The sequence below is a fragment of the Planktophila turicensis (SeqCode) genome (assembly GCF_965234405.1).
Taxonomy (GTDB): domain Bacteria; phylum Actinomycetota; class Actinomycetes; order Nanopelagicales; family Nanopelagicaceae; genus Planktophila; species Planktophila turicensis.
This window is the reverse complement of the sequence record NZ_OZ248346.1, coordinates 430,077-445,321: the sequence shown is the minus strand read 5'-3', so window position 1 is coordinate 445,321 and position 15,245 is coordinate 430,077. Positions and strand designations below refer to the sequence as shown.

General features: G+C 48.0%; 14 protein-coding genes. 5 read left to right on the top strand and 9 right to left on the bottom strand.

Translation table 11 applies throughout. The features are described from left to right. The first annotated feature begins 29 nt into the window (after positions 1 to 29). Positions 30 to 1,136: a monooxygenase gene (locus AC8GFK_RS02270; RefSeq protein WP_506625569.1), complete on the top strand. Its 1,107-nt coding sequence runs from the start codon at positions 30 to 32 to the stop codon at positions 1,134 to 1,136. 27 nt (positions 1,137 to 1,163) lie between these two features. Here the strand turns inward: AC8GFK_RS02270 and AC8GFK_RS02265 are convergent, their stop codons facing one another. The 4 genes from AC8GFK_RS02265 to AC8GFK_RS02250 all read right to left on the bottom strand — a co-directional run bounded on the left by AC8GFK_RS02265 (position 1,164) and on the right by AC8GFK_RS02250 (position 4,581). After that, a complete protein-coding gene (locus tag AC8GFK_RS02265) occupies positions 1,164 to 1,967 on the bottom strand; it encodes a WD40/YVTN/BNR-like repeat-containing protein (RefSeq protein ID WP_506625568.1) in 804 nt (267 codons plus the stop codon). 2 nt (positions 1,968 to 1,969) lie between these two features. After that, a complete protein-coding gene (locus tag AC8GFK_RS02260) occupies positions 1,970 to 3,169 on the bottom strand; it encodes a C40 family peptidase (RefSeq protein ID WP_506625567.1) in 1,200 nt (399 codons plus the stop codon). A 2-nt stretch (positions 3,170 to 3,171) separates the two neighbouring features. Then, the gene (locus AC8GFK_RS02255; RefSeq protein ID WP_506625566.1) at positions 3,172 to 4,095 is read right to left on the bottom strand and encodes a C40 family peptidase; all 924 of its coding nucleotides are present in this window, start codon (positions 4,093 to 4,095) and stop codon (positions 3,172 to 3,174) included. Positions 4,096 to 4,212: 117 nt separating this feature from the next. Beyond that, positions 4,213 to 4,581 (bottom strand): hypothetical protein, encoded by a 369-nt coding sequence (locus tag AC8GFK_RS02250; protein WP_506625565.1) that lies wholly within the window; start codon positions 4,579 to 4,581, stop codon positions 4,213 to 4,215. A gap of 76 nt (positions 4,582 to 4,657) precedes the next feature. On the opposite strand from AC8GFK_RS02250, the gene speB reads away from it, so the two are divergent. Continuing rightward, a complete protein-coding gene (gene speB, locus AC8GFK_RS02245) occupies positions 4,658 to 5,656 on the top strand; it encodes an agmatinase (RefSeq protein WP_095673302.1) in 999 nt (332 codons plus the stop codon). A gap of 3 nt (positions 5,657 to 5,659) precedes the next feature. Here speB and AC8GFK_RS02240 read toward each other — a convergent pair whose 3' ends face one another. Beyond that, positions 5,660 to 7,006 carry a pyridoxal phosphate-dependent decarboxylase family protein gene (locus AC8GFK_RS02240; RefSeq protein ID WP_506625564.1) on the bottom strand — a complete coding sequence of 449 codons (1,347 nt, stop codon included), beginning with the start codon at positions 7,004 to 7,006 and terminating at the stop codon, positions 5,660 to 5,662. Between the two features lie 20 nt (positions 7,007 to 7,026). After that, entirely contained in the window at positions 7,027 to 7,866 is an 840-nt protein-coding gene (locus tag AC8GFK_RS02235) for a CE1 family esterase (protein WP_506625563.1), read from the bottom strand. Between the two features lie 58 nt (positions 7,867 to 7,924). Between AC8GFK_RS02235 and AC8GFK_RS02230 the strand changes: the two genes are divergently transcribed. Together AC8GFK_RS02230 and AC8GFK_RS02225 are read left to right on the top strand one after the other, a co-directional pair. Continuing rightward, positions 7,925 to 8,440 carry a TIGR00645 family protein gene (locus tag AC8GFK_RS02230; RefSeq protein ID WP_095673299.1) on the top strand — a complete coding sequence of 172 codons (516 nt, stop codon included), beginning with the start codon at positions 7,925 to 7,927 and terminating at the stop codon, positions 8,438 to 8,440. 91 nt (positions 8,441 to 8,531) lie between these two features. Next, positions 8,532 to 10,568 (top strand): hypothetical protein, encoded by a 2,037-nt coding sequence (locus AC8GFK_RS02225; protein ID WP_506625562.1) that lies wholly within the window; start codon positions 8,532 to 8,534, stop codon positions 10,566 to 10,568. A 3-nt stretch (positions 10,569 to 10,571) separates the two neighbouring features. On the opposite strand, the gene AC8GFK_RS02220 is transcribed toward AC8GFK_RS02225, so the two are convergent. Beyond that, on the bottom strand, positions 10,572 to 11,417 hold the full coding sequence (locus AC8GFK_RS02220) for a fumarylacetoacetate hydrolase family protein (protein WP_506625561.1): 846 nt from the start codon (positions 11,415 to 11,417) through the stop codon (positions 10,572 to 10,574). A gap of 36 nt (positions 11,418 to 11,453) precedes the next feature. Between AC8GFK_RS02220 and AC8GFK_RS02215 the strand changes: the two genes are divergently transcribed. Next, positions 11,454 to 12,545 carry a glycerate kinase gene (locus tag AC8GFK_RS02215; RefSeq protein WP_506625560.1) on the top strand — a complete coding sequence of 364 codons (1,092 nt, stop codon included), beginning with the start codon at positions 11,454 to 11,456 and terminating at the stop codon, positions 12,543 to 12,545. Here the strand turns inward: AC8GFK_RS02215 and AC8GFK_RS02210 are convergent. Further along, positions 12,534 to 13,763, bottom strand: a complete 1,230-nt coding sequence (locus AC8GFK_RS02210; RefSeq protein ID WP_506625559.1) for an acetyl-CoA hydrolase/transferase family protein — start codon at positions 13,761 to 13,763, stop codon at positions 12,534 to 12,536. The genes AC8GFK_RS02215 and AC8GFK_RS02210 overlap by 12 nt on opposite strands. Before the next feature lie 61 nt (positions 13,764 to 13,824). Then, positions 13,825 to 15,216, bottom strand: coding sequence for an FAD-binding oxidoreductase (locus tag AC8GFK_RS02205; RefSeq protein WP_506625558.1), 1,392 nt, complete (start codon positions 15,214 to 15,216; stop codon positions 13,825 to 13,827). Positions 15,217 to 15,245 lie beyond the last annotated feature (29 nt).

The window sequence follows — 15,245 nt, the reverse complement described above, 5'->3', positions numbered from 1 at the left end:
ATTTCCGAATTTTCGGTATTCTCACCGTTATGAAGTTACGAGTTCTTCCACTTGCTCTTGTTGCAGTGTTATCTGCATCTCTTTTGCCACATGTTGCCGAAGCCGCACCAGCTAAGACCAAGCGATATACCGTGACGATGAAGAAGGCGCATCTACCTGCTGCTCCTAAGAATGGCACCGATGATTATCGCTGCTTCTTACTTGATCCAAAGGTCACTGAGGATTCCATCATCCGCTCAATTCAATTTATTCCGCAACGTAAGAATTATGTTCACCACGCAATCATCTTCCGCGTGACAGATGCAGATCTTGAAGAAGCGATTGCTGCAGATAAGAATGGAACAGGCTGGCCATGTTTTGGCGGATCTGGTCTCGGCGGAATGCTTTCGACATTCATCTCATCCCCTTGGCTCAGCTCATGGGCGCCAGGACGTGGCAAAGATGTTTCACCTGCGGGATACGGGACACCATTTAAGAAGAATGAACGATTCGTTCTTCAAGTCCACTACAACTTACTTGCAGCAAGCGGGGGCAAGGTAGAGACAGATCAATCAAAGATTGTGATGGAGACAATTCCTGCAAAGGGATCAACCGTGAAGCAACTCCATGTTGAACTCTTCCCTGCTCCTGTTGAATTGGCATGCCCTGCTGGGGTGACTGGTCCTCTCTGTGATCGCAAGCAATCTCTGATTGATTTAGCTGCACGTACAAGTACAACCAGCGCATTTGAATCTGCTGGAATCAACGCCCTCTGTGGTCAAGATCCATTTAAGCCGGTGGCATCTCTTACTTCGCAATGTGACAAGGTTATTAATACCAACTTCACTGTGATTGCTGCAGCGCCACATATGCACTTGCTCGGCCGTTCACTTTCCATCATTCTCAATCCAGGAAAGCCAACTGAAAAGTTGCTCCTTGATGTGAAGAATTACAACTTCGATGACCAATCTGCGACAGTTTTAAAGACTCCGGTAAAGGTTGTTGCAGGCGACACGATTCGCGTGAAGTGCACATTCGATCCAACGCTGCGCCAGAAGATTCCGCAGTTAAAGTCACTAGCGCCGCGCTACATCACATGGGGTGAAGGTTCATCTGATGAAATGTGTCTCGGGGTAATTGCAGCAACTCCGCAATAACCAATCTCGGGTACGAGAATCAACTCGCTAAATAAATTGCGCGAATGACTTTCCTCCATCGGATGATTTCCAGACTTGGCTACCCGTGATAACAACTATGAGCTCAGATGATTGGGTGATAGTTCCAATGGCTGCGCTGAAGGTGAAATGAGTCTTCCATGTTCTGCCTTGATCTACTGAAGCGAGCAATTTGCTACCTGAACTTGCCAGCAAGAATTTCTTATTCCACTCAATCTGGCTGAACTTCAATTTCGAAGGAAGTTTTCGCTCACTCTTAAATGAATCTTTGCTCCAGATCAGCGCTCCTTCTCGAATGGCTAGTGCTTCACGTTTCTTCACTGGATTTATGGCAATCTCCGAGAAAGTATTCTTGCCTTGATTTGACCAACTTCTTCCTGCGTTATTTGAGTAGAAGAGATCGCCACTCTGCGAATCAGCTCCATAGAGTTCGGCACCCGAACTTTCAAGAAGATGGAAATCAACTTTTCCTTGCAGTGAGACTTTCTTCCAACTCTTTCCAGTATTTGTTGAGAGCAATAATCCAATTGGGTTAGGCAATGAAGAACCTGCACCAGGATGACCAGATGCATAGATTCGAGATCCATCAATACTCAAGCCCATTACATCGAAGTTCTCTGGACTTGCTTTAGTGATGTCATTCTCACCGTTGAGTATGTATAAGCCTTCGTGAGTGCCCAGCAGAATTTTCTGACCGAGAACTCTGACGTTATGGATATGAGAAATCGAGCCAAGGCTTTCACCAGATGCTGCTGCTGGATGTGCTGAACCGAGCGCTATCCAACAGAGAATTACTGCGATTATTCTTTTCATTGCTAAACCCTTCCTGCGTATGGCATGAGGCCATCTACGCTGTAAATGCTGGAGAAACGAAGACCGCTCTTTGTCGACCGCGCTTCCCACATCATTCCATTGCCTGCATAAATGCTCATGTGGTGAATTGTGCTGATGGTTCCTTTATAGGAGTAGAAGAGCAGATCGCCTGGTTGCATTTCAGCTAGAGGAATCTGCTTTGTGTATGTGTAATACAGACCAGAGTTAAGTCGATCCCAGATTGGCCAACCTAAACCAGCTGATTTATAGGCTGCATAGACAAGCCCAGAACAATCGAATGAACTCGGACCTTCATTACCCCAGACATACGGCTTTCGGGCGAGCACTTGTCGCTTTGCAAATTCAACTGCCTGGGCTCTCTGTGCTTCAGTTGTTCGTGAAGTGCTCTTGCCATTTGGGCCACCGGTTTTCCAAACTTTGGATTGGCCCTTAACTTTGCTCGCTTCATTGGCACGCGTCTCTTCCAGAATCGCAAGTTGTCGCTTCTGCTCCAGAGTAATGCGAACTTTCTTTGCCGATGCTAAATCGCGCTGCAATTTATCCTGGACCGCTTGAAGTTTATTTACTTCTTTTTGCTGTTCAGTCTTGGCATCATCGGCCTCTTTCTTTACTGCTGCAACTTTTGCAGTGATTACTCGTTGGGCATCTTTGGCAGCTTCAGCGACCTTCTTGGCCTCTTGTGCAATCGCCTCTGCAGCTTTAAATCGCTTGAGCGCGGTTTTATTTGAAGCACCCAAGTTTTCGAGAGTTGATATCCGATCAATCATCTCCTGCGGGCCAGATGCTGAAAGCACTGATTCAAGATCGGAAAGTCCTCCCCCAGATGTGTAGGCATTGACAGCGAGTTTTCCGATTTCCCGATGAGTGGAAGCAACGGCTGCTGCAGCCTCTTGGTAATCAGCGGCGGCTTTCTGAGCAAGTGCGGTCGCCTTAACCAATTGTGTTTGCGCCTCCTGATATCGAGCCTGAGCCTTATTTGCTAGTGCAGTGAGTAGTTTGAGATTTCCACGCGCTTTCGCTAACCGTTTCATCGCCGCATCGGCTACTGCCTTCTTTTCCAACTCTGCTTTCTTTGCAGCTTCAATTTGGGCAAGCGTTGGTTTGTGGTTTGTGGCTTGTGCTCCCGATGAAGAGATTTGAAATATCAGAAGGACGGTGAGGTAGAGGTTAATTTTTTTCATCGCTAGAGCCTCCGCGCCCCAACAAAGGGCTTCGAGCCAAAACGTGGAGTAAGTGGGATTACTTCAACCCGTTTTCCAGGACGGGGAGCCTGCACCATTTTGCCGCCACCCACGTAGATGGATACGTGACTAATCGGCTTTCCGAAGAACAGCAAATCACCGGGTTTTACAGATCCGTAAGAGACTGACTTGCCATATCTAACTTGAATACGGGATGAGTGCGGAAGTGAAACTCCCGCTTGTTGGAATGCACGCATCGTAAGTCCCGAGCAGTCCCATTTGGTTGGACCGGCTGCAGCCCAGACATAGATATCACCGACTTGTTGTAAAGCGTACTTTAGTGCAATCGAGCCTCGAGTGTTATCTCCTTTGTAACTCTGGGCAAACTTTTGAGACGCGCTCAAGATCTTGTTCTCGCGATCTGCCTCTTCCCTGGCTAGTCGATCACGATCTTCCTTTTTGAGTGAATTAAGAATCTTCTCTGCTTTAGTTAGAGCCGACTTAGCTCGAGAAACTTCTACTTTGAGTTTTGTCCGCTCTGACTTGAGCAGTGCTGTTCGATCTGAAATAACAAATTGAGAAGCTTCAACGTTCTGCCTACTTACTGCATACTCACGACTTTGAGCCGCATAATTTCTTGCAATTACATCCAAGGTTCCCGATGAAGATAAGAATCCGGTGGGATCGCTAGAGAAAAGTAGGCCCAGCGACTCTCCCAGCCCGTCAGATTTGTACTTGGCTATCGCGATACGAGCTAACTTTTTCTGAGACTCATCTAGCTTTATTTGCAAAGTTGCTTCGCGCTTTTGTAAGACTTGTGTCTCTTGTTCAAGTTTACGTATTCGGATATTAATCTCATTGGCCGCTTCAAACTTTTCTGCAGCCAGAGTACGAAGTCGGTCGACTTCACGTTGGGCACTTTGCACGGTCGGGGCCGCTATTGCGGGGTTGGCCGACAAAGCCATGTAGATAGCTAATAAAAAAATAAAACGTCTCAAAAGAATCCTCTTCTCGCTGTGGGGTGAAATGGGCAGCGAGAAGTATTAGATTCGGGAGATTCCTAGTTGTGGGAGAGAGAGCGCGAAAGTGAGATTTGGGGGGCGCAGATAGTTGAGAGATTGATTCCAGAAGCCCAGCAGTCTGTCTAGGTTTCTCGCTCTGCGGCGGAGCAAGAGGTACTTGCCTCCGAAGAGAAGTGCGAAGAAGATGATTCCGAAACAAATCTCGTTAAGGAGATTGGATCCGGCGCTGCCTGCTTCAGAATGAGTTGAGTGCTCATGTTCCATAGTCACGACGGGGGCTTGAGCCTCGTTGTGACAATTATGAGCAATAACTGCGCCAGTAGAAAGAAGTGAAATGACAAGAGCGAAGGCCGAGGCCGCTCGTGACATTCTTAATTTCGACTTGAACACACCCCAAGGTTAGCAATACGGGCATTCTCTGTCCCTTTGTACATGCTTATCTCTTCCTGAGAGATATTCTTCACTCATGGTTAACCACGGCAATATGTATGGACCGGCATTTACCTTTCTAGGTATTCCCGCATGTGATCTTGATGATCCTGCGACCTATAAGGGTGCTGATGTCATCATCGTGGGCGCACCGATCGATAGCGGAACTTCACATCGTTCAGGTGCGAAGTTTGGTCCGCAAGCTATTCGCGGTGGCGATTACTTGCCACATGATGGAGAACGTCCACATTTAGCTCTGCGCACAGATGGTTTGAAAGATCTTAAGGTCTTTGATGCTGGTGATTTATTGATGCCTGGTGGAGATTTAGTCGCATCCCTTGCTGTCTTGCGCGAAGCAACTGAAAAGATCTCACGTGCAGGTGCAATTGCTGTTGTGTTGGGTGGAGATCACTCCATTGCATCAGCTGACGTTGCCGGTATTGCAAACCACTTAGGTCACGGCAAGGTATCGATGGTGCACTTTGATGCACATGCTGATACCGGCGAAGATCAGTGGGGCGCACTCGTTGGGCATGGAACACCGATGCGTCGATTAATTGATGAAGGTTATGTCCGCGGAGATCGTTTCTTACAGCTAGGTCTTCGTGGATATTGGCCAGATAACAAGACTCTCGAGTGGATGCGCGATCAAGGAATGCGTTCATACGAGATGACTGAGATTCATCACCGCGGCCTTAAGGCTGTATTGGATGAATCATTTGCAACGCTCACCGATGGTTGCGATGGAGTCTTCTTATCTGTCGATATCGATGTTGTAGATCCAGGAATGGCGCCAGGAACAGGAACTCCTGAACCAGGTGGAATGACTTCACGTGAATTGCTTGAAGCAGTTCGCCGTATCTGTCTTGAATTGCCTGTCGTTGGTATCGATGTGGTCGAAGTTGCACCAGCATTTGATAGCGCTGATATCACCGCAATCTTGGCTAACCGCGTTGTTCTAGAAGCACTCAGTGCAATTGCAAAGCGCCGTAATGGTTCTACATATGATCCAACGCAGAACTTGTTGGATCGCTAAGAACTAGAGCGTATCGAGAATCATCTGGACATCATCCATTGATGTCCAAGGGTTTACGAAGGCAAAGCGCAAGATTGATTCACCTGCATGCTTTGATGGTGGAATAAAGCCGATCTGCTTTTCTAGCAGTGCATCAGACCATTGCTGATACTGGGCTGGAGTCCAACCTTTGCGAGTAAAGGCAACGATAGATAGCTCTGGTTCGCGCACGAGCTCAAGGTTTGGGTGAGCCACGATGCGCTTTGCAGATTCCTTAGCAAGGCGAATTCCTTCTTCAACAGCTTCTGAATACGCATCTGTGCCGTGGGCTGCGAGTGAGAACCAGAAAGGTAATCCGCGTACGCGACGAGTTAAGTGGATTGCATAATCAGATGGCGACCAAGAATCATCGTGCAGAGTTTCAAGATAGCTGGCGTGCTGAGTGTGTGTCTCTTTAGCTAACGCGGGATTTCGATAGACAAGTGCGCAGGCATCGTATGGAGCAAATAGCCACTTATGTGGATCGACGATAAATGAATCTGCATCTTCAACGCCGTTATACAGGTGGCGAACAGATGGTGCACAAAGACCTGCGAGACCATATGCGCCATCGACATGGAACCAGATGTTTCGCTCTTTGGCTGTCTTAGCAAGTGTCGCTAAATCATCAACGATCCCGAGGTTGGTGCTTCCTGCTGTTCCGACAATCGCGAAGACGCGCTTATTTGTGGTGGCATGTAAATCATCGATTGCCTTAGCAACGTGTGCACCATCAAGACGTAGTTCATCATTTGTTTCAATCTTAAGAACATCAACATCCATCACATGGGCAGCAGATGTAATTGATGAATGTGATTCGGCGCTGCAGGCAATCACCCAGCGCTGAGTATCGGGGTGTGTTTTGCGTGCTTGATCACGCGCGACAACGAGAGCTGAAAGATTTCCCATCGTGCCGCCTTGAACAAAGACTCCACCGGCTGACTGTGGAAGTCCTGCAATATCAATCAGCCATTTGATTGCTTGGTTTTCTGCAAAGACTGCGCCAGCGCCTTCTTGCCATGAACCGCCATAGAGAGAAGATGCGCCGACTACGAGATCAAAGAGGTTTGAGTATTCACTGGGCGCAGATGGAATAAATGCGAGGTTGCGTGGGTGATCTGTAGAGATACAGGCCAATGCGAGAGTGTCGGTAAATACTTTGAGAGTCTCTTTGCCGCCAAGACCTTGTGCGGTAATGGTGTTACCAAGTTCAGAGTAGAGATCTGCTTCTGTGCGAGGGCCATCAAGTGGCGGATCTGATTTCAAACGAGCAAGGCTGTACTCCATGACAGCTTTTGCGAGTTCTTCTACCTCTGCGGTGAATTCATGCACGGGTGGATTCTGCCAGTTCTTTACTTATGCTGCTTGAGCAGGAAATCCATGACCTGTTGCGCAAAATCAGATGGCAAGTTGGGGCGGTGTGCTCCGTCTTTGATCTCCCAATATTGCAAGTGGGTCGGTGTACCGCAGGTGTAGTCAAAGATTGTTGTCTCTTGGCCCTTGATGGTGGGTTCGAAATCCTTCTTTACCTTCACGGGATCAACGCACTTGCTGGCAGCGGCAATCTTCTTCACTGTGGTCTTCACGCTTGTGTAGGGAAAGTCATTCATGACTCCCCCGCCAACTTTGATGGTCTTATCGGCAGTGCCGTGAATATTAAGTAGTGAGAGCGGCGCTGATGGCGTGCAGTCGGCTGCGTCATCCATGGCACCTGCGATAGCAACGATTGCTGCGACTTTATTTGTCTTACATGCAAAGGTAAATGACATAAATGCGCCGTTGCTATGGCCAATTAAATAAATACGCTTTGGATCAACGGGTTGCTTTGCGCTGATTTCATCGATCAATGAATTGATATAGGCAACGTCATCGACTTCTTGCTTAAAGCGATTGCAGCAAGATTTCGATGCATTCCAAAAACGTTTTCCAATGGGGTTCACCATTCCATCGGGTGCGATATAGATAACGCCTGACTTCTTAGCAAGAGGTGCAATTCCCATGTATTTCTCTAAGTGCGAACCCGAAGTAGAAGCTGAGTGAAGCAAGATAAGGAGTGGTGCGGGATCAGAAAGTTGGTTTGGCAGATGGACCGTGACGGGGCGATCGCCGCCGACAGTAAAGGTCTGTGCCGCATCTGCAGGCGATAGGGATGCCAGAGTTAGCGCAAGCAGGGCGAGCAGGCGTAACTTCATTGTTCTATCTTTGTATGTCTACCGAGCTTTGTCACACTGGACTGCCATAATTTTGCCCATGTTGAAACTCGAGCACTTTCTAGAAAAAGTAATCTTCGCCGGACGCTGGTTATTGGCTCCCCTTTATATCGGTCTGCTTCTAGCCCTTATTCCAATTCTGTATCGCTTCTTCCACTCTTTCTGGCACATCATGAGCCACATCACTACTTCAACAATGAGTGAAATTACGCTTCAGGTTCTCGAACTTCTCGACACAGTATTGCTCGGCAACCTCATCATCTTGGTGCTCTTTGCCGGCTATGAAAACTTCGTATCAAAGATTGCAATCGCAGATGGCGCAGAAGATCGCCCACACTGGATGGGACATGTTGATTCAAGCGGCATGAAGATCAAGCTCATCGGTTCACTCGTGGCTATCTCAGTGATCGAACTTCTTAAAGACTTTATGCAAGAAGGAACCTTCGATGCCAACCGCGAAGGCTGGCGAATCGGAATTCATATGACCTTCGTCGTATCTGGCGTTCTCTTTGCCCTCATGGAGATGATGGCTGATCGCCACAAATCTGAAAGATAGTTCTGGTCCGAAAGATAATTCACAGAGAATCCTTTAACTTATAGGGGTGTCGATTCAATCTGGACTGTGCTCATAAATCGATAATGGGCACATGAGAATCAAATCGCTGCCCATCGTTATCGCACTCTTTCTATCTGCCTTTACAGCACTTCCGGTTCAGGCGGCGGTAACAATCATCCAGACCCCAACACCTGCAGTGGCGACCCTCGATCAGAAGACTCTTACTCTTCCTGCGCCGACATCGAATTCACCAGGTGCATGGACTGTTGTGATTGATAACCCTGCAATCGCAACAGCGAATGGTTTGAACCTCACACTGCTTGCGGTGGGAACAACTGTTATCGAATATTTCCAGGCAGCATCTGGTGAATACAACGCATCATCACGCCATAGTCGCCTCACAGTAAATCCCGGCATTCCAACTCTTGGCGGCTTTGCAGATCAGACCGTAAATCTTTCGCAGAACTTCATCACGTTAACAGCGCCAACATCGACATCAGATGGTTCATGGAGCTACACATCTCTTAATACAGATATCGCAACTGTTTCAGGAAATACCGTCTCTCTTCGCGATGCAGGCACTGTTCAGATTCGTGCAACGCAGTCCACAACACAGAAGTGGGCAACTGCCACAAAGACTATGAACTTAACTATCAATGCACCTGCTCCAACAATTGGATCCTTTAGCAATATCACTCTTTCAATTGATAGCGTCTCGAAAGTTCAACTCACTCTGCCAACATCGAATTCAAAGGGTGGATGGACGCTCACTAGCTCTGATCCAACTGTTGCTTCCCTAGAGGGATACACGCTGGTTGCAATCAAGACAGGAAGCGCCGTTATTACTGCAAAGCAGTCTGCGGCCGATGGATATCGCTCCGCAACAGTGCAGATGACGGTGACTATTTCTGCAGTGGCACCAACTGTGGCAGTTGGTAACTTTAAAGACCTTGCAATTGAACTAGATCCGGGAGCGACAAAGACAGTTGTGCTTCAAGCGCCTACATCGAACTCAACTGGTGCTTGGACATATACATCTTCTAACGTTGCAATTGCGTCGACAAATGGGGCAGTGCTTACAGCGCTTAAGCCTGGCAAGATCACAGTGACTGCAACTCAGGCAGCCGTCGGTAATTACGCAGCATCTGCACCACAGGTAATTACAGTGAAGATTCAGGGTAAGCAGACACTTGTTGCCCCTGCTTCTGTCACCAAACTTGTTGGAGACCCAGCGCTCAAGATTGCATATCCAACATCTCTCTCAGATGGTGCTTGGACTGCCGTATCAAGTGCCCCAACAGTTGTAGGGGTAACTAATGGAACGCTGACATTTGATAACGCAGGTAGGTCAGTAATTACTCTGACTCAAGCAGCAACAGATAGCTATCTTGCAAATACAGTTACCTTTGAAGTTCTCGTTATCGGTACTCCTCCAACACTGGGCGCCTTTGCACCACAGAGCGTTGGTGTTGGTGAAAAGCTGACTAATCCAGTTCTTCCAACTTCTAATTCGCAAGGCAAGTGGGTCTTCTCATCATCTGACCCATCAGTTGCATCCATTGTCGATAACGTCATCACAGGTATCAAGGCAGGAACTGCAGTGATCTCTGCCTATCAAGAACCTGCTGGCAAGTACGGACAATCTCCAACTGTGCAGGCAACAATTACTGTAAAGCCATCGCCAACGATTGCAGCATTTGCAAACCTTGAGCTCACAATCGGAGCTGGAGCAAAGCCGATTGCAGCACCTGTAAGTCAATCAACAGGTACCTGGAGCTTCACATCAAGTAACCCTGCGATTGCAACAGTTTCTAACGGAGTGCTTAGCCCAGTAGCTGTTGGTTCCGTAACAATCACTGCTACACAAGCAAGTACAGCAGCATTTGCTAGCGCGATTCGTACATTTACAGTCACTGTAAAGGCTGCGCCGGAATCTCGTGCAAGTGCTTCTTTGGCTGGTCGCGTTATTTCGGTCTATATATCAAATACAACTGGTAAGTCAGTGATCGTAAAGATCAATGGCGTTGTTAGCCGCGTTGGCAAGAACACTGTAGGTGCAGGAAAGCGCATCGTGACTGTGCAAGTAAATGGCCGCTTGCTACTTACCAAGCAATTTACGGTGAAGTAAGAGTTAAGAAGCTTTAGTCTTTGAGCGCATCTCTCCGATGCCCTCAATACCTGTGATTACTTCTTGACCTGCAGCCAAATACTTTGTTGGCTTAAAGCCCATACCAACACCTTCGGGTGTTCCGGTATTGATGATGTCGCCTGGGAATAGCTCCATAAATTGGCTTAAGTACCAGACGATGTGATCGATGCCGTAGATCAAGTCGCTGGTGCGTGAATCCTGACGCTTCTCGCCATCGACTGTGCAGTACAAGCGAACATCATCTGGCTTAAATTCATCTTCTGTAACAATCGTTGGACCCATTGGGTTAAATGTTGGAAATGACTTTCCCTTAACCCATTGGCCAGCGCGTTCTATCTGCCAGTGGCGCTCAGAAACATCTTGGCTAATTGAATATCCAAGAATGTGGCTACGAGCTTCTGATTCATTCTTCAAATACAGAGCGCGCTTGCCGATAACGATGGCAAGTTCTACTTCGTAATCTGTGGCCGTTGAATTCGGCGGGATCGCGATTTCATCGTTAGGTCCGATGAGGCAATCAGGTGCCTTCATAAAGACCACAGGTTCTGGAGGCGGTGTCATTCCAGATTCAGCTGCGTGGCGTGCATAGTTAAGGCCGATGCAGATCAACTTTGTTGGACGAGCAACCGGGCTTGCAATGCGAAGGCCTGCAATATCAAAGGGAGCCTGCGCAGAATGGTCTGCTGACTTCACCTTCTCGTACGCGCCAGCTTCGAGTTCGGGGCGATTCCAATCCTTAATCAAGTGATCTACATAGACTGCTTGAGTCTGGCTAACCATCACTGCTGGACGTTCTGAACCTACCTGGCCGAATCTCGCGATTTTCATGATGGAAGATTAGCGCAGCGCTCTTAGTATTCATACATGAAGATTGTTATCGCCCCTGATTCATTTAAGGGCAGCGCATCTTCAGGCGATATTGCAACATGGATTGAATCAGGAATTCATTCGGTAATCCCAGATTGTGAAACGATAAAGATTGCAATCGGCGATGGCGGAGAAGGTTCTCTCGATGCAGTGCTGCAAGCCGGGTTTACTTCGCACTCTGTTGAAGTTCTAGGCCCCATGGGCAATCCTGTTTCCGCACTCATTGCAATCAAGGGTGATACCGCCTTTATTGAAATGGCGCAGGCATCTGGTTTATCTCAATTACCTGATGGTAAGAAAGATGCGCTGAACGCAACTTCTTTCGGTACAGGACAGTTGATTCTTGCGGCCCTTGATAAAGGTGCCACGAAGTTCATTCTCGCTATCGGTGGAACTGCAACAACAGATGCCGGTGCTGGAGCACTTCAAGCACTTGGCGTAAAGCTGCTTGATTCAACAGGTGCTGAAATTGCGCCGGGTGTTGCTGCGCTCATTAATTGCGTAACGATTGATACATCTGGTTTAGATCCCCGTCTTGCACATGTTTCATTTACCTTGGCTAGCGATGTCACCAATCCACTGCTTGGTGCTAACGGCGCATCGCACGTCTTTTCTCCACAGAAAGGTGCAACGCCAGAGCAGGTAGAAGTTCTTGAAGAATCTCTTTCTCACTTTGCATCCCTTGTGGCTGGTCAATATGCAACAACGCCAGGTGCGGGTGCTGCAGGTGGCTTTGGCTTTATGGCTTATGCGTACTTAAAGGCTGAAGCGCGAAGTGGAATCGATTTAATTCTTGACCTCGTTACCTTTGACTCAAAGATTGCTGGCGCTGATGCAATCATCACCGGCGAAGGTCGCTTTGATTCGCAGAGCGTGCACGGCAAAGCTCCGTGGGGAATCTTGCAGCGCGCTGCGAAGTTATCAATTCCTACCTACTTAGTCTGCGGTGATGCGGATACGCATCACGCCTCTGGGTATGCAGGTATTCACACGCTGACGTCGATTGAGTCCGATATAAATAAGTGCATTACTAACCCTGCTCCCCTAGTCACACAACTAGGTGCTTCGATAGCGCAGTTACTTCAGTAGCTTCAACTCAGATGCCGCAGCGATTAGTTCTTCCTTCGCATTTGGATGCGCTGCATGAGTAATCAAATTAAGCGCTTGTTCAGATTGCGTACGTCCAAAGCAAGCAGCAGCTCCTTGTTCTGTAACAACAAATGAATGCTGGAAGCTGGTGATGTTCTCAGTCAGGCGCGGAACGATTGTTGAAACCTGAGCTTTGGGATGCCATGAAGGAAGTGCCATGAAGGAACGACCGCCACGGCTATGAAGGGAACCCACAATAAAGTCAGTAGAACCGCCAAAGCCTGAGTAAATCTCGCTGCGCACATGAGAAGCGTTTGCTTGATCAAAGAGATCGATTTGAAGTGCTGCGTTAATCGATTGCATCTTTGCCTGCTTAGCAATGGCGCTTGGATCGTTGGTGCGTTCGGTACGCAACATTTGCACGCGACGGTTCAGGTGTAGCCACTCATATAACTCTTGTGAGCCGAAGATAAAAGAAGCGGTCAACAAAATATCTGGGTCAAGCACGCCCATCTTGTGAAGGTCTAAGACTCCATCGGAGAACATCTCGGTCCAGATTCTTAAACCTTTGCGATCTTTGAGTGATGTAAGAACAGAATCAGGAATCGCACCGATTCCGAGCTGCAGAGTTGAGTTATCTTCAATCAACGCTGCAATCCGCTGACCAATTTCAAGAGACTCAGGTGCAAAAGTTGTCTCAGGTTTTGTCAGTAGTGGCTCATCGACTTCAACAAGGTAATCAATCTCTGATTCATAAATCTGTGCATCGCCATAGGTGTAAGGCATCTGCTTATTGGCTTGAGCAATTACTACTCCACCGTGTGCACGGGCGGTTTCGATTGCCGCAGGCAAGATATTTACTTCGGTACCAAGGGAGACCGTGTCATGGCGACGTTCAGATGTATGGATAAAGACTGCATCAGGGCGGGCAAAGTCTCGGATGACTACGGGCAATAGTGAAAGACGTGATGGAATGTATTCAAGGCGCGGATGTCTGCGCATTCCGTGGCCAACGAATGCTGTCTCGTAAGTGATGCCTTCACGATCTGGAATCCCTGGCTGAGCGTTGAGCATATGCAGCTTGAACTCAGATATGTTCTCATCTGCAACCTTGAGAAGAGTATTCGGTGTTGCAAAGTTACCTGAAGCGATAATTCGAGGATTCTCGGGAAGGTTAACTAGAACTGACTTCAATTGATCGACAGTAATAACTCGCATGTATCAAACTTATTGCATTCACTCAGCTCGCTTTTACTAAAGTGCGAGGGCTAGCACTTACCTAGTGAAAAATTTTGCCCGGATTCAAAATGCCGTTGGGATCAAGGGCGGCCTTAATCGATTTCATCACTGCAACTGATGAAGCTCCTGCTTCTTCAAGAAGTGAGTCAATCTTTCCGGCGCCAATTCCATGTTCGCCAGTACATGTGCCACCCATAGCGATAATCGCCGATGTTGTCTTATGGGTTAGCTCGCGGATTTCATCGAGTTCATGAGGCTTCTTGGGATCTGTAACGATAAAGGTGTGGAAGTTGCCATCGGCAACATGTCCCAGAATTGAATGCGGGAAAGGTGATTCTTTAAGGATTTTTTCTGCAACGCCAACTGCTTCAGCAAGCTTTGATAGCGGAACTGCTGCATCTGTACTGATTGCGCGCATTCCAGGAAACGCTGCAATGCCTGCCCAGTAAGCATTGTGGCGTGCCTGCCATAACTTACGGCGTTCGCCTTCTTCGGCAGTCCACTCGAAATCTGTTCCACCGAAATCACTGGTGATCTCTTGAACAACTTTGGCATCTTCTTCAACGCCACGTGGTGAACCATGGAATTCAAAGAGCAGTGTGGGCGCTTCTTGCAGAGTTAAGCCATCGTGGGCGTTGACGTTCTTAATCGATTGCGCATCAAGGAATTCACAGCGAGCGATAGCAACACCTGAACGGACAATGGCTATCGCAGCTTGTACACCGTCTGCAAGGGATGGAAAGCGCGAAACTGCTGCCGCCATCTTTTCAGGGATGCCAAATACACGAAGCGTAATTTCAGTGACAACTGCCAGAGTTCCTTCAGAGCCAACAATCAAACGCGCTAAGTCATAGCCCGCAGATAGTTTGCGAGTCTCGCGTCCTGCTTCAATCACAGTTCCGTCTGCAAGAACGGCAGTTAACTTCAATACGTTCTCGCGCATCGATCCGTAGCGAACTGTGGTCGTGCCGGCTGCGCCCGTTGAAGTCATTCCACCGATAGTTGCATCAGCGCCTGGGTCAACTGAGAAGAACAACCCGTCATTGGCTAGCTTCTTATTGAGCGCCATGCGCTTAACGCCTGCTTGAACAGTGACAGTTAAATCATCAGGTGAAATCTTTACGATCTTATCCATCTCACTTAAATCTAATGAGATGCCACCGAAGAGCGGCAGAACATGGCCTTCAAGAGATGATCCAGCGCCAAATGCTGTGACAGGAATCTTTTCAGCGTTGCAATAAGCGAGCACCTTTGAAACTTCTTCAGTGGAATGCACGGTTACTACCGCTGATGGTCGAATAGGAGGAAAGGCAGATTCATCACGCCCATGTGCATCAAGAACTGATTCGTTCTGAGAGATGCGACCGTTTACTAAAGCAGAAATGGCCTTTACTTGCGCATCAGATAAATCAATGCGTTCTGTAAAAGCCATATACATCTCGATTCTTATCGATACATGTG

What these genes read in the sequence shown, in the direction of transcription:
- AC8GFK_RS02235 (WP_506625563.1), bottom strand. Translation starts at nt 7,866, where the DNA reads ATGAAGTTACGCCTGCTCGCCCTGCTTGCGCTAACTCTGGCATCCCTA.
- AC8GFK_RS02210 (WP_506625559.1), bottom strand. Translation starts at nt 13,763, where the DNA reads ATGCGAGTTATTACTGTCGATCAATTGAAGTCAGTTCTAGTTAACCTT.
- AC8GFK_RS02220 (WP_506625561.1), bottom strand. Translation starts at nt 11,417, where the DNA reads ATGAAAATCGCGAGATTCGGCCAGGTAGGTTCAGAACGTCCAGCAGTG.
- speB (WP_095673302.1), top strand. Translation starts at nt 4,658, where the DNA reads ATGGTTAACCACGGCAATATGTATGGACCGGCATTTACCTTTCTAGGT.
- AC8GFK_RS02270 (WP_506625569.1), top strand. Translation starts at nt 30, where the DNA reads ATGAAGTTACGAGTTCTTCCACTTGCTCTTGTTGCAGTGTTATCTGCA.
- AC8GFK_RS02215 (WP_506625560.1), top strand. Translation starts at nt 11,454, where the DNA reads ATGAAGATTGTTATCGCCCCTGATTCATTTAAGGGCAGCGCATCTTCA.
- AC8GFK_RS02265 (WP_506625568.1), bottom strand. Translation starts at nt 1,967, where the DNA reads ATGAAAAGAATAATCGCAGTAATTCTCTGTTGGATAGCGCTCGGTTCA.
- AC8GFK_RS02205 (WP_506625558.1), bottom strand. Translation starts at nt 15,216, where the DNA reads ATGGCTTTTACAGAACGCATTGATTTATCTGATGCGCAAGTAAAGGCC.
- AC8GFK_RS02260 (WP_506625567.1), bottom strand. Translation starts at nt 3,169, where the DNA reads ATGAAAAAAATTAACCTCTACCTCACCGTCCTTCTGATATTTCAAATC.
- AC8GFK_RS02230 (WP_095673299.1), top strand. Translation starts at nt 7,925, where the DNA reads ATGTTGAAACTCGAGCACTTTCTAGAAAAAGTAATCTTCGCCGGACGC.
- AC8GFK_RS02225 (WP_506625562.1), top strand. Translation starts at nt 8,532, where the DNA reads ATGAGAATCAAATCGCTGCCCATCGTTATCGCACTCTTTCTATCTGCC.